General features: G+C 39.8%; 14 protein-coding genes and 2 pseudogenes. 12 read left to right on the top strand and 4 right to left on the bottom strand.

Annotated elements, in window-relative coordinates:
• The first annotated feature begins 137 nt into the window (after positions 1-137).
• The 4 genes from PAENI_RS26065 (at position 138) to PAENI_RS26080 (ending at position 1476) form a co-directional block, all read left to right on the top strand.
• Positions 138-329: a hypothetical protein gene (locus PAENI_RS26065; protein WP_316502937.1), complete on the top strand. Its 192-nt coding sequence runs from the start codon at positions 138-140 to the stop codon at positions 327-329.
• Between the two features lie 58 nt (positions 330-387).
• A complete protein-coding gene (locus tag PAENI_RS26070; protein WP_149647252.1) occupies positions 388-621 on the top strand; it encodes a hypothetical protein in 234 nt (77 codons plus the stop codon).
• Positions 622-632: 11 nt separating this feature from the next.
• Positions 633-1106: a YhjD family protein gene (locus tag PAENI_RS26075; protein ID WP_149647253.1), complete on the top strand. Its 474-nt coding sequence runs from the start codon at positions 633-635 to the stop codon at positions 1104-1106.
• 142 nt (positions 1107-1248) lie between these two features.
• Positions 1249-1476: a hypothetical protein gene (locus tag PAENI_RS26080; protein ID WP_149647254.1), complete on the top strand. Its 228-nt coding sequence runs from the start codon at positions 1249-1251 to the stop codon at positions 1474-1476.
• Positions 1477-1510: 34 nt separating this feature from the next.
• Here PAENI_RS26080 and PAENI_RS26085 read toward each other — a convergent pair whose 3' ends face one another.
• Positions 1511-2959, bottom strand: coding sequence for a hypothetical protein (locus PAENI_RS26085; protein WP_149647255.1), 1449 nt, complete (start codon positions 2957-2959; stop codon positions 1511-1513).
• Between the two features lie 152 nt (positions 2960-3111).
• On the opposite strand from PAENI_RS26085, the gene PAENI_RS26090 reads away from it, so the two are divergent.
• Both PAENI_RS26090 and PAENI_RS26095 read left to right on the top strand, forming a co-directional pair.
• Entirely contained in the window at positions 3112-3411 is a 300-nt protein-coding gene (locus PAENI_RS26090) for a hypothetical protein (RefSeq protein WP_149647256.1), read from the top strand.
• A gap of 96 nt (positions 3412-3507) precedes the next feature.
• The gene (locus PAENI_RS26095) at positions 3508-3762 is read left to right on the top strand and encodes a YolD-like family protein (protein WP_149647257.1); all 255 of its coding nucleotides are present in this window, start codon (positions 3508-3510) and stop codon (positions 3760-3762) included.
• Between the two features lie 35 nt (positions 3763-3797).
• Here PAENI_RS26095 and PAENI_RS26100 read toward each other — a convergent pair whose 3' ends face one another.
• Positions 3798-4013 carry a DUF3006 domain-containing protein gene (locus PAENI_RS26100; protein ID WP_149647258.1) on the bottom strand — a complete coding sequence of 72 codons (216 nt, stop codon included), beginning with the start codon at positions 4011-4013 and terminating at the stop codon, positions 3798-3800.
• Positions 4014-5066 carry an MBL fold metallo-hydrolase gene (locus PAENI_RS26105; RefSeq protein WP_149647259.1) on the bottom strand — a complete coding sequence of 351 codons (1053 nt, stop codon included), beginning with the start codon at positions 5064-5066 and terminating at the stop codon, positions 4014-4016.
• A gap of 782 nt (positions 5067-5848) precedes the next feature.
• Between PAENI_RS26105 and PAENI_RS26110 the strand changes: the two are divergent.
• The 4 genes and pseudogenes from PAENI_RS26110 (at position 5849) to PAENI_RS26125 (ending at position 11169) form a co-directional block, all read left to right on the top strand.
• Positions 5849-6221: pseudogene (locus PAENI_RS26110) on the top strand (VOC family protein).
• A gap of 993 nt (positions 6222-7214) precedes the next feature.
• A complete protein-coding gene (locus tag PAENI_RS26115) occupies positions 7215-7403 on the top strand; it encodes a helix-turn-helix domain-containing protein (protein ID WP_316502938.1) in 189 nt (62 codons plus the stop codon).
• A 423-nt stretch (positions 7404-7826) separates the two neighbouring features.
• A complete protein-coding gene (locus PAENI_RS26120; protein WP_149647261.1) occupies positions 7827-8837 on the top strand; it encodes a 2-oxoacid:acceptor oxidoreductase family protein in 1011 nt (336 codons plus the stop codon).
• 25 nt (positions 8838-8862) lie between these two features.
• Positions 8863-11169 (top strand): thiamine pyrophosphate-dependent enzyme, encoded by a 2307-nt coding sequence (locus PAENI_RS26125; RefSeq protein WP_149647262.1) that lies wholly within the window; start codon positions 8863-8865, stop codon positions 11167-11169.
• Between the two features lie 170 nt (positions 11170-11339).
• On the opposite strand, the pseudogene PAENI_RS32765 reads toward PAENI_RS26125, so the two are convergent.
• Positions 11340-11513: pseudogene (locus PAENI_RS32765) on the bottom strand (IS110 family RNA-guided transposase); the annotation flags it as partial.
• 374 nt (positions 11514-11887) lie between these two features.
• Between PAENI_RS32765 and PAENI_RS26135 the strand changes: the two are divergent.
• Both PAENI_RS26135 and PAENI_RS26140 read left to right on the top strand, forming a co-directional pair.
• The gene (locus tag PAENI_RS26135) at positions 11888-12628 is read left to right on the top strand and encodes a LytR/AlgR family response regulator transcription factor (protein ID WP_149647263.1); all 741 of its coding nucleotides are present in this window, start codon (positions 11888-11890) and stop codon (positions 12626-12628) included.
• Between the two features lies 1 nt (position 12629).
• Positions 12630-13916: an ATP-binding protein gene (locus PAENI_RS26140; RefSeq protein ID WP_149647264.1), complete on the top strand. Its 1287-nt coding sequence runs from the start codon at positions 12630-12632 to the stop codon at positions 13914-13916.
• Positions 13917-14033 lie beyond the last annotated feature (117 nt).

Below are 14033 nucleotides of genomic sequence, written 5' to 3' on the forward strand. Positions count from 1 at the left end.
ATATATGTAATAAGATGTTTAAAAAAATTATTTTTCTTTTTATTCCAATTAGTGATTAAATTCCTTGTTTGTTTTAGAGCATATATTCAGTTACAATACAAACAAACGTTCTTATTTTCGGAGGAGATCACATGAAAATGAGTGTCGACCAAATAGTTGAAATTATATACCAGGACAAGTCGGAGAAGATTACGCAACGCAAGATAGAAATCCTCGGTATCCGTGGCGGACGTATCCGGGCCACATGCTTGACTACCGGCGCTCCACGGATATTCTTGGCTGATAGCATATTATCCTGGAGACCAGTTGCGGAGAAGCGTCATGCTTGATGATACTTCGCGCAAGCTGCTGCGGATTATATCGCAGTTTAGAAATCACTTCAGGCGGATGCCAAACATCAAAGAGTTGGGACGATTGAGCGGACGCCACCCTGCAGAGATAATCAAGGGATTTAAGGTGCTGTCTGCGGAGCATTATATAGATTGGGATGTGTCTACGCCAATCGAGACAACTATTATTATCGAGGGATGGGAACGGAACGTGCCGTACGAAAAAACGCCACAACAAGGCGCAGAGAGCGGCAGTGGTGGTACTAATATTGATTACTGGCTTTATCATTAGGAGGGGTCACTATGACCAAGTTGGACGGTAATGAACGCTGGAAAACGAAAATGATCATGACCGAGCATGTTGAGCAGTACGAGGAACAGCAGCGTGAGAACCCGAATAAAATGATAACTACGGAGGAGCGTACGATGGTTCGAGACCTCATTTTGCTTCCCTACATAGATACAATGGTCGGCAAGAGCCTGAAGGAACTCGAACACTCCAGCAACATTCTGAAACGTACCTTTTTGATGGCTGGTGAAGCCATACAGCGCCGGATCATACAGGATACCTATCGACTGCAGAAAGAGCTGAAGCAGCGGAATATCAAAATGCTGGCGGATGAGCAAGACGAATTTATCACGTATTACAAAATCTTTTGCCGAGGATATCAGGAACGCTTTGGATTAACTCGTGATGTTATGCGGACAGAAATCAGCCTACGGCTAACCAAATACACATCAGAACTTGGAAGCATCTTAAAAGACTACCTGAAATGATTTTAGAGTTCAGGAAGATTTTCCTTACTATTGATTTATAGTTTATATACATAATGTTCCAAATAAATTATATTAGAACTATGCGGAAGAACCGTACCCCGTCTGCAATGGTAGGGTATTTTATTGCATAGGAGTGAAAGAAATGAGCGTTACATATAAGGTATTGATGACTGATTCCGAGTTTTTGACGGCGGCACTGGTTCAATCCAATGTATCTGTGTGGTACCGTGAAGACCCAGACCCACAAGGTCACTTGATGGATTACGGTGGCATCGTGGAGGGTTACACACCGGAGTCAATCAAGATCAATGGAGCCCGTTACATCCGAGAACGATTTGAATTCAGAGCAGAGATAAGAACACCCCGCTAACCTTAATTGGTCGGCGGGGTGGTTCATGTGAGTGCTAAATTACAATAGCATCAACTTCATTGAAAAAGTTGGTTACCCTGTGAGCATTTGCTAAAGGAGCACCTTGCAAATTTGTTCCTTCTGGGTTGTGTATTTTTTTTAGGATCGCTCTCAATTTTATATTTACTGTTTTTTCAGAGAAGGAATTTGCTAAACGGGCATATTCACTTGAACAACTTCTACTCCCTAACCTAGACTGTACGTCATCATCCCACAGCAGAAGAACAAATTGGTTGAAATGAGCGTCGGAGAACTTGCTGATCATTTCATCATAGTATTGTTGGGCATAGCCCGAAACTCCATATGGGTTTCCTATTCTACATATAGTCAACACTTTTATATACTTAGACATCACCGATTCTGGAATTTCACCAGTATCAGGAATATAGCTTGCTAGTAGTCTAGCAGGCGAACCTTCGTGATAAAAGTTGTCCCAGCCATAGTGTGCACTCGATAGTGAATCAAGTGCCTGATCTATATGGGAGGCCCTGATGTCTGATGGCATAAAAGCAAGTCCATCTACTAGGATTAAAAAATCATGTGCAAACTGTTTCCTATCAAGTTCTGCGTTTGCAGAGAAAATTGCATACTTTAAACCAATATCAAATTTAGCTTGCTTGTTACTGCTTTTCCATAATGAAGGGGCAATGAGATTTAAGTTGTTCCTAACTGATGCGCCTAGGTCAACTGTTGTATACATTCCAAAAACTGCTCTAAGAGTTGAATTGATTAAACTTTCTGGTAACTGTTGAATACTCGAAGTAATAGGCAGTACATCACCTTTAGTTAATACTTTACTTCTCAGGTTATGTAGCAGTTGTTTAATTTGTACAACTGGACCCTCAGGTTCTTTAGCGAGTACTTCATTAATACAGGTTTCTAGCCAAGACACCAGTTGTAGTCCCGTTACATCATTATGATTTGGGTGAGCTGCACTCGCATGATTTCTCATATCTCGAATATAATCAAGATGCTTGTACCCTATATCTGATATTATCCCGGTATCTTTACACCCCTTAACTAACTCCCATTCTTCTAATTTATTTAAATCATCCTCATTTTTGAAAAGAGCTCGCCGTCTACTATCTGTGATTACGCTATCTAGAAAATAGTCCATATCAAATCTTTTTACTTTTCCCCTAAGATTTATTACTGTTTCATTCCAGAGCATATTTAATGCGGCATCAAATAATCCAGCGCTACATGCAGCAATAAATTTAGAAATGTACATAGAGTCTCTTCTCAGATTCGGATTTAATTGAAGAACAATATCAGGAAGGTTGTTAATAACTTTAAATCTTTCTAAAGGATTTACCAAAACATTAGCTGAGGGTAATCCGAGGTGGTTTAAATAGAGAGTTAAACCTTGTGAGAAATTATCAACTTCTGAGCGGATGATAGGTACAGGTTTATCTTCTGATATTATAGGAAACTCATCGTTCATTATTGCTCCTCCTAAGTGATATTCTTGTATGATTAACTAAAGTATAGATGATGAGTCTATCTTTTTCTATATTAACAATATTTAACGTTCATTTACTAACGTGTGTTTGGTTATAATGGAAACAAATGTTCTTATTTTTGGAGGCGTTATTTATGTTAAGCGATACACCGCGTAAGCTTTTACTGATCATAACCCATTACTCACGACATTTTGGACGGATGCCGTCATTACCTGAGTTAGAGCGATTGAGCGGACGGATGCCAGTTGATATCCGAAATGGATTGATAGAGTTGACAGAAGAGAACTACATCGAATGGAATCTGCATACGTCGCCAGAGATGGCCTGTATTATCTCATGTTGGGAAAGAGATAACCCATCTCACCGAAATCCAGAAGAGGTTATAAGAGATAAGACTGCGGAGAGCAACACGGATTATTGGTTATATTATTAGGAAAATTATGTATAGCGAGAAAGAAACTCGAAGGTAATGGACTTTGGGAGGGGAGCCGAATGATTATGCCTGAGCACAAGCAGCGTATTCTTTCTGATGCGCAGATTTAAAAAAGTTCGAACCAGATCCGAGCTTGACCTTCAAGCTTTAGATGAGATTCAGCAGGTACTTGTCCAATCGATGGAGGATCACAGCCCGATCACGTTAAATTTGTTTGATCCAATAGATGATAAGGAGATCCGTGGTATTGTAATGCGATTAGATCAACGATCGCGGCAGTTAAAGCTACGCACAAGTGACGATGACTGGGAATGGATTAATATAGAAGATGTTATTCATGTGACTACATAAAAAATGCCCCGGAAGCTTTCGCCGGGGCATAACTATTATTCCTCGAATAACTCATCCATTAAACTATCGATTTCTTCTTTCCGCGAGGCTGTAGCCTCAGTATCAATCATGACCTTGCCTTCTTCGAAAATAAGGGTGTCTCCAGGCTTAACCTCCGCCGGTAGTTCTGATCTAAGGACATCTTTTGTTTTACCATAAAATTCAATAATGGCATACTCACCCTCGAAGCGATCAATGATTCCTTTCTGCATTTACTTGCCCCCCTTAGTCGATGTAAAGGTGATTTTATTTCCATCACTTATTGCAGTAATTGTACCTTTTTGATCAGTTCGTAACACTGAAGTATTCGCATTTTTCAACCTTGTAAGAATCCCCGAATCTGGATGCCCATAGTTGTTTTTACCGACGCTTATAACTGCGTACTGTGGTTTTACGGCGTCGAGGAATGCTTTGCTGGTTGAACTACTGGAGCCGTGATGTCCGACTTTTAATACGTCTGCTTTTAAATTCATGCCATCGGCTAACATATCGTTTTCAGAAGCCTTTTCAGCATCACCGGTAAAGAGGAAGGACTTGTTCTTATAAGTGACCTTTAGGACAGCACTCCAGTCGTTAAGATTATCCCCATACGTTCTAATAGGAGCCAGGAACTTCGCCTCAACGCCAGTCAAAGGAATAGTAACGCCTTTATTAACTGCTTTAATAGTACGCCCTTCATTTTTTACAGCAGTTAAAAAATCTTTGTAAGTTTCAGTGGTGTGTGAAACCTTAGGCGCATACACAGACTTCACATCCAGCGCCTTTAGAACATCATCTAGCCCACCAATGTGATCTGCGTCAGGATGAGTAGCAACAAGGGCATCAAGTGTCTTTACACCAAGAGAGTTCAGATACTTTACTACATTTTTACCCTGATTGTTATTACCTCCGTCAATGAGGACATATTGATTATTCGGAGTCCGAATTAGGGTAGAGTCACCTTGTCCAACATCGAAAAAGTAGACCTGAAGAGTGCCGACGTTCTGTTTCTTTGGTAAAAGCAAAGTTGGAGCTGGTGTAGCAGTAGGCTTTGCTGTTGGTTTCGCGGTAGGTTTAACAGTTGGTTTAGCAGTGGCAGCCGGTTTTGAATTTGAACTTCCGCCATTGTGGTAATGGTATTCTCCGTCTTCGAGTCCCCACTTTGCACAATTTGTGCGGCAATAATGACCGCCATTTGCATCTGTGCGTCCTGGATGTGCCTCAACAAGTACAGGCATCAGCAATAAAACAAGTGACATGAAGATTGGAACAATGATTCTTCTCATAAAAAATAAATACCCCCAATGTATGATTCTGGGAGTAGTCTATCAGAATAAGGTAATATTTTCTACTTCATTTCGTAACTTTTCACTTTCACTTACTACTGGCTATGTTTTCACTTATCCCTAATTAAGCTAACGGGCAGGATAGTTGAATCTTATTAAATTCTCATCATATCGAATTCGAGACAAGGAACAGGAATGTCTCGGAGTATATCAGGAAGCGAAAGTGATTAAAAAGTTTGTTTCATCGAAATATAGAGCGTTATCAATTCATTGGAACCGCCTTACGGACCAAAAGGTATGGTAGTGTTAGAAGAAGGAGGTAATCCCTCCTACGAAGATTTTTTTCGTGTCAGCACATTTAAAAAAAGTAGACTGTATAGTATTCCGACCAGAAATGTGGGGGGGAAGAAGAGACACATTAGTAATTGTCCTTCAGGAGAGGTCAATCTTCCTCCAGTTACTAAAATAGGGAATATGAATCCGACTAAAATAGAACCAAGAATATTCAAAAATATTTTTAAAGTCTTCTGAGTAACTTTCAAGTCTATTACATAACAAATAAGAAATATTAGTGGAACTAATATAAGTAAATATAAGAAAAAAGTCGAAAATACTATACCTTTATACTCATCATTAGAAATAGTTTGGTTGAATATGACTTGGCTACCTTTTTGGTAAAGCCATGCACCGATTGTATATGCCAATAAAACCCCGAGTGTTCCAAGAATATACCTAAAAGGATTTTTCAAAAAATCACCCCATCTGATTATCTTATAATAATTATAACCCAATATACCAAAGAAAGTTACCAAAAACTAGGTTTGACTATTGCATGGAGAGATGATGATTCTGCTTTATTCTGGATTGAAGAAAAGTTGGCTTGGATTGTGGGAAGGTGATGTATACAAAACTCCTTATCATCCATCGCTTAGACATGTAGCATTTCGAGTTGATTATGAATTTTTGAAGCAATCAACTCATTGGCTAAAGGATCGGGGTATTCAACCTGTTCCATTTGGTAACCGAGATAATGTAGTACCTTTTGTTCGCCCGTATTCAGAGAATGCTTCAGTATATTTTGATGACTCAGATGGGAACTCGCTCGAGTTTATGTGTTATGTTGAAGTGCCAGTGGATTTGAAGAATATTACATGAAAATTATCCATAGATGAGTGGGAAGGGCTATTAAAGAATTAGCGTAGCTTGTTCAATGATGGCAATGACTTCTGATAACAGTTATTACGCTAACGGGAAACGATAGCTCAATGAGACACCTAGCTAATACGATTGTGAAAATCGCCTCGTCAGTGATAATGCTGACGAGGCATTATAATTTGATGGGTCATATATCAAATTCAGCCCATCCTGGTGGCAGTGATTCGAAGTTGATTTCATCGAGGGCTTCTGGTTCAATAATTACTAGTAGTGGTTCATGTATGTCAATTAACGCACCTATACGTTCGCTGATTCCAATAAAAGTACCAATCGCTACAACTCTTCCACACCTTCCACCAAATCCGCTATCGTGATTGTCACAGATACGCATGGACTGCCCCGGCTTTATTTCTTCCCATCACATAAAGTAGGGGGTGCTCCTAGATCATTTAAAGTTATCTGGAACATTCCAAAGTAAGCAGCCCGATCATTTGAATAATGGTACTGTCGTTGTATCGTTAGCATCAGTGGTGTCTCCGGGATCTAATCATTGCAATGATGGACAAAACAAGTGATACTCCGATAACAATCCAAGTAATTATATTCAACATTAATATCCCTCCCGCGTAAGCCCGCCGGCTAATTTGTTTTCTGGAGCGAGTGTGTTATGATTGGGTGGAGGAAGGGGCTCAATCCCTTCCTCCGGGAACCTATTTACGTTTGCGTGGTGCGCGGCGTTTGGTTCCTTTTTTCTTTTCCTTTAGCAGTAGATAAGCTGTGTAACATTGTATTGCTGCTGTTAGGAGTTGTACCCAATCCTTCATCCCTTCTCTCCTTTCGGGAAGTATTACTTTCACTTCCTGTATTAAATATATCATATGTTGTATCATTAGTCAAATAAAAAGTTTGACTTCCTGTATTTATTTTATTATTATGAGTACATAAAGAAGTAGGAAGGTGAATATAATGCCGTTTTCATACAAGCCCTTATGGGTGCTATTAGCGAAAAATGAAATGAAGAAGCAGGATTTAAGGGAGGCACTTGGCCTTGGTCCGTCCACGATAGCGAAGATGGGTAAGGGTGAGAATATCTCTTTGGAAGTGCTGGACAAGCTTTGTAGCCATTTTGGAGTACAACCAAACGATATCATTGAGCATGTAGAAGAGTCGTCACAGGGATAACCCGGACGGCTCTTTTGATACTCAGGAAAATTTTCTTTACCACAAACGGGAAGACTCGGGAGAATAATCCCGAGTCTTTTATTTGTGGTTTACCCACAAATTCCCCACAAGGAGCAAAAATGTTATTGATTATTAGGGTTTTTAGACAATGCTATTGATACAAGCAATATGTATCAAATACGCATTAAAAAAGAACTTTAGTTTTTTAAAGATGTTACTGATACAGATAGTTTCAAATGCAGAATGTGATGAATTTAACATCTTAATTTTTAATTTTATTGCTAAATAAAAGTAGCTAAATAAGCTTAGGTAACACATGGAAAATGCAAGATTTGTCACTTCGCGACTTGCAAAATCAAGATACAATCGTTGAAAAAGTCAAAAGGATATTATACTGATGACATTCTGAAAGGGGCTATGTCGGTGGTACAGTTACCAAAAGTGAACGAACTCGGATTTTTTGAGATTCGTCTGGAATCAATTGGAGGGCTAGGCGCGAACTTAGCTGGTAAAATGCTTGCAGAAGCAGGCGTTGTCGGTGCTGGAATGAATGGAGTGAGCTTTTCATCCTATGGTTCTGAGAAAAAGGGATCAGCGGTAAAGGCACATATCCGTTTTTGTGATTTGAACACACATATTCGTGACACTTCACCGGTAGAACGACCTCACGTCGTAGGCATATTCCATGAAGCGTTGGCAAAGACCGTCAACGTGACTAGCGGAATTTATGATCATAGCACGGTGCTAGTGAACTCGGCTAAGTCGCCAGAAGAATTGAAGTCCTCCCTGAACATGATGGCAGGAACTATAGCTGTCGTTGATGCTACATCGATCGCATTAGATGAGAAGAACCGCGTAAACATGGCAATGTTAGGTGCGTTGTTCCGGATGTGTGATTTCTTGGATCCTGAAATTATGAAGGGGGTTATCGAGAAATCACTTGGCAAAAAATATCCGCAGGCTGTTCAATCCGCACTAACTACTTTCGAACGTGGGTTTAATGAAGTAACTTTCATGCATTTCCCTTTGCCTGAAGGTGCGATTATGCCTGAGTTCGTTCGGTCCGATATTTCGGCCTTAGGTTATGAAACTCAGCCTATTGGTGGTACCATTACGAATCCTGGCAGCAGCTTTTTAAAGAATCTTAGCATTTCAAGATCCGGTTTATTGCCTCATTTTAAATTAGAGGATTGTATTCATTGTGCGCAGTGCGATACAGTATGTCCTGATTTATGTTTTGTTTGGGATGAGCAGCCTGATAAAAAGGGACGTCCGCAAATGTTCCTGCAAGGCATTGATTATCAATACTGCAAAGGCTGTTTAAAATGCGTAGAAGCTTGTCCTACAACGGCTTTGTCTGGCGAACGCGAGGAAGAAGGCTACGCTGAGAGCCATACGGTCCGGCATATTTTTGATCTTGTTACTGAGGCTTAATTAACGGAGGAAAGGTGGAACACACGTGGCTATTGATTATGAAAAAGAAGTAAGCTCTACGAAGGTAGAGCAGAAATTCCTATATGAATCCGGCAATGAAATGGCGGCTTATGCTGCCCATCAGATAAATTATCATGTCATGGGTTATTTTCCGATCTCCCCATCGACAGAAGTCGCTCAATTTCTTGATACCATGAAAGCGAACGGTCAGCATGATATTATGCTTATTCCATCAGACGGCGAACACAGTTCTGCAGGAATCTGTTATGGAGCTTCGACGGCTGGTGGACGTGTATTTAATGCTACCAGTGCTCAAGGTTATATGTTCATGCTAGAGCAATTGCCGGTACAAGCTGGTACACGGATGCCTATGGTAATGAATTTGATCTGCCGCTCGATTTCCGGTCCGCTTAATATTCATGGTGACCATTCTGATTTGTATTTTGCGCTAAATACGGGCTGGCCGATTCTGATGTGTCGTGATCCACAATCCGTTTATGATATGAACCTGATGGCACTTAAGCTTGCTGAGCACGCCAAAGTGCGTCTTCCAGTAATGGTAGCATCAGATGGGTATTTTACTTCTCACCAGAAGCGCCGTGTACAGGCATTTACTCACCGTGAGGATGTTCATAAATTCGTTGGGGCACAACCTCCGGCAGGCTTTACGGATACCCTGGATCGTAATAATCCGGTTACCGTAGGTCCTTACATGAATGAACCTGACTATATCAACAACCGCTATCAGCAGTCAGTAGCGATGTATAATGCGGGTGAAGTCTTCGAAGAAATTGCTAATGAATTCGCTGAATTGACTGGACGCCACTATCCAATGATCGAAGAGTATCGGATGGAAGATGCGGAAGTAGCCGTATTCTTGATGAACTCTGCCTCAGAGATTATTAAAGATGTTGTGGATCAGCTTCGTTTGCAAGGGATCAAAGCAGGTGCAATTTCGCCGAATATGATTCGTCCTTTCCCACAGAAGCAAATGGCTGAAGCGCTGAAAAATGTTAAGGCAATCACCGTAGGCGACCGTGCGGATTCGGTTGGTGGTCACGGCGGTAATATGGTAAATGAGATCAAGGCAGCCTTGTTCACCTATGGTAACACTACTACAAAGGTAATTAGCCGTATTTACGGGTTGGGCGGTAAGGACTTCTACGCAGAAGATGGTCATGCATTCTTCCAATTAGCATTGGATGCCGTTGCTGCAGACCGTGTTGAAGTTCCATTTGACTACTATGGTCACAATCCAGGTGCACCGGACAAAGCGCCACAGCGTCTATTGAAGCCGATGGACTTTGATTCGCTGAAGACAGGATTAATTACGGTTAAACAGGATGAAGCAACAGGGAAATTAAGTGTGCGGATACCCCCACTGCGCAGCTTGACGAAGAAACCTAAACGGCTTGCACCAGGTCACGGCGCTTGTCCAGGCTGTGGAATTTTCTCAGGACTGGAGACGTTCTTCAAAGGCATCGAAGGGGATATCGTAGCGCTTTATCACACGGGTTGTGCGATGGTAACAACTACGGGTTATCCATATTCTTCTCATAAATCTACGTTTATTCATAACCTGTTCCAAAATGGTGCAGCTACCTTATCCGGTGTCGTAGAAATGTTCTGGGAACGCAAACGCCGTGGTGAATTGGACGGACTTGGGCTTCAAGACGACTTCACATTTGTAATGGTAACTGGTGATGGCGGTATGGACATCGGAATGGGACCTGCGATTGGGGCTGCACTACGCGGTCACAAAATGATTATCGTAGAGTACGATAACGAAGGTTACATGAACACAGGTGCTCAGCAGTCCTATTCCACACCACTGGGTCACCGTACATCTACATCCAGCATTGGTAAGAATCAGCAAGGTAAAGTTACACAGCATAAGGATACTGCGCAAATCATGGCAGCTACTAACATTCCATATGTCTTCACAGGTTCCGAAGCTTACCCGCAGGATCTTGTGAAGAAAGCGGCAAAAGCACAATGGTACGCTCAGAACGAAGGACTTGTGTACGGTAAAATCCTGATCGCATGCCCACTGAACTGGATGTCTGAGGATAAAGAAGGTACCAACATCGTTTCGCTGGCTGTTGAATCTTGTTTCTTCCCTCTATATGAAGTGGAGCACGGTTCTACGAATATTACGTACAATCCAGAGGATAAGGGCAAACGCGTTGAGCTCTCCGCTTGGTTGAAGACAATGGGCAAAACCCGTCATTTACTGAAGCCAGAGAATGAGCCGGCTTTACGCAGCTTCGAGGCAGAAGTGGAGCGTCGCTGGAATCGTCTGAAAGCGAAACATGAGCATCCTGATTTGTAAAATAAAATGATTCATAACCCGACAGATTCGTCTGTCGGGTGTTTTGCGTGCCAGACCTACTAAAATAGAGCCAGCTTTCTACATAACTTCATGATGGATTTCATTTTTTTAAGCTTTTTAAACTGGACATTATGTTGATGTAGAGCCTTGAATTCTAAGAGTCTCCAATCACCTTTGCAAGTTAAGATTTTAAAGACTTGTCTAAGTTCAGGGAACACAATGTCGACCCAGCGGTGGATTTGATTAACTACGCTTACAAGCCGCTTAACAACGGTCTCTAGATTTGCTATAAGGACTCGCAGCTCTTCGTATCCTGCGGAATGAAAACGGACAGGATCTTCGTACACATAAAGATGCAATCTTTTTTGTTAATTTTTCCTCTCCAGCGCTCAGAACTTCATCTGAGGTAGGGAACGTCAACAATGTTTTCAAATATACAACAGAATGTAAACCCCAAAAATACACCCTTATATTTAGGAAATACCTGATCTAAAACAGATTGGAATTGCAGCTTAACTCCATATGGATGTTATAAAAAAGACATTCACAACACCTCTGAAAATGGGTAAGAAGCAGTCAAGGAAATATTCGTTCATGTGGTGTTGAGGGATTTTAATTTGCATTTCATCCAAAAGCTATCTATACAAAGTCAAAAGGTTGTATCATGTTTATATGGAGTTTTAGAATAAAGGTATAGAAAGTGAGAGGTGTATTATTTTTGTATAGAGTGGCTATTTGCGATGATGAGGAAAAACAAAGAGAGCTTGTCAAAAGTATCCTGATTACTTTGTCGATAAAGACTAATATAGATTTTGAAATTGAATTATTCGGCTCGGGAGAGCAATTGGTATCCCATTATGAGCACTATGAAACTCCATTCCATATTTTAATTTTGGATATTGAAATGGGGGGGATAAACGGGATTCAAACAGCCCGAAAAATAAGAGAGTTAAATAACCTAGATGAACAAATTATTTTTCTGACAAGCTATCCTGAATATATGGTGGAAAGTTTTGATGTCATGACATTTCAGTATTTGATAAAACCAATTGCTCCTTCGATCTTGGAGGAGAAAATGATCAAGATATGCCAATACTTTCAAGCACTTGATAAAAAGTTTATGGTTATCAAGTCAACCTATGAAGAAATCGTTTTAAAATATGATGACCTCATTAGTATTCAAGCTGCCAAAAGCTTAACTATAAAAAGCAAACTACATTTTACGACCACTAATCAAACCTATGAAAGCAAAGGCATCATTTCAGATTATGCTTTGGCCTTAAAAGACTGTAACTTCTTGCAAATCCATCGTTCTATTATTATTAATCTGCTTCATGTGAAGAAATTTTCTAGCGGAGTTGTTCTAATGTCCAATGGGTTGGAATTACCTATAGGTCGTTCTAAAATTAATGAGGTTAAAGATACTTACACCAAATTTATGATTATGAAGGTCGATTGATATGATTCAAAATAATTTTCCTATTGTCTTTAGCATTGTCCTTGTGATGGGTGTTCAAATTAATTTTTTCTTCAACTCGGTGTTTGATAAATCAGCTAAAAAACATAACCGATTCATTTATTTCATTATGTTTGGGTTGCTTGATTACCTGTATCTGGTTATTCCCATCTCTCCTATTTTATCTTTGATTCTACCTTTGCTCATGATATTTAGTTTTGCACAATCTTATCAAGTGAAAATTAAAGAAAAGATCATTTTTTCTATGTTTTACGGTGTTTTAATATCTCTTGTTAATTTTATATCCCTTTATATTTTTTATACCCTATATTCAATTGAGTTTAGTTTTGACCCTGTAAATGAATATGATCAAATAGCCTACACAAAAGCTATTTTACTCAGTTGCATGATCATGTTTGCTATCATTCAGATCATACGCCTACTTGCAAAACGTAGAAGTTACTCTTTGCATTATCGTTACTACATATTTTTTTCGGTTATTCCCATCGTAAGTATAAACCAACTGAATATTCTAACTTATAAGGACGCCTATTCTTTCATATCCGTCATTGTATTACTATTCTTAAACGTTATGATTTTCTATGTTTTTGATAATATCATTGATAAATTTCAATTTATGCATGAGAATGCTCAGCTGCAACAGCAGATGGACCATCAGGATGCGAATTACGAAAAAGTCGTTCACAGCTTTAAATCCATTAAAAGAATCATTCATGATACGAATCAACAGTTTTTGTATATCGAAGAGTGTATTGAGCGAAATGAGCTAGCAGCAGCAAGGGAACATATTAAGACTACATTAAATAAAGTTGAAGGGGCTTATCAACGGGTAAACACAGGGAATCTAGTTATAGATGCCCTTGTCACAAATACACTTAATATTGGACAAGCCAATGGCATAAGAATAGATACAAAGCTTAGCTTATGTTCACAAAAAGTCCATATTGACCGTTATGACTTATGTGTTGTCATTGGAAATATGCTAGATAACGCAATAGAGGCTTCTAAAAAGTTGAAGATCGCAGAAGATAGGTACATTCTTATAAAAATACATTCTACCGAGTCTACCCTTCTCATTCACATCATGAATCATATGGAGAATGAAGTTGCCCACTTAAACAGCCAAAAATCAAACCCGGAATTTCATGGTATTGGATTAACGAACATAGCTAGAATCTGCGACAAGTACGGTGGTCATATGACCATTGAAACGAAACATAAAATTTTTAATAATATGGTACTAATACCATTACATACCAATAATCCTTAGACAACCTGTTGTTTAGGGATTATTTTTTGCGTTTCAGGGCGATTTTCATTCTAACAGCGTTCTTCCTTGTATGATGATTTCAGTAAGTCACATCTAGATGGAATACGAGGAGAGATT

It is taken from the genome of Paenibacillus sp. B2(2019), assembly GCF_008370385.1.
Classification (GTDB): domain Bacteria; phylum Bacillota; class Bacilli; order Paenibacillales; family Paenibacillaceae; genus Paenibacillus_AQ.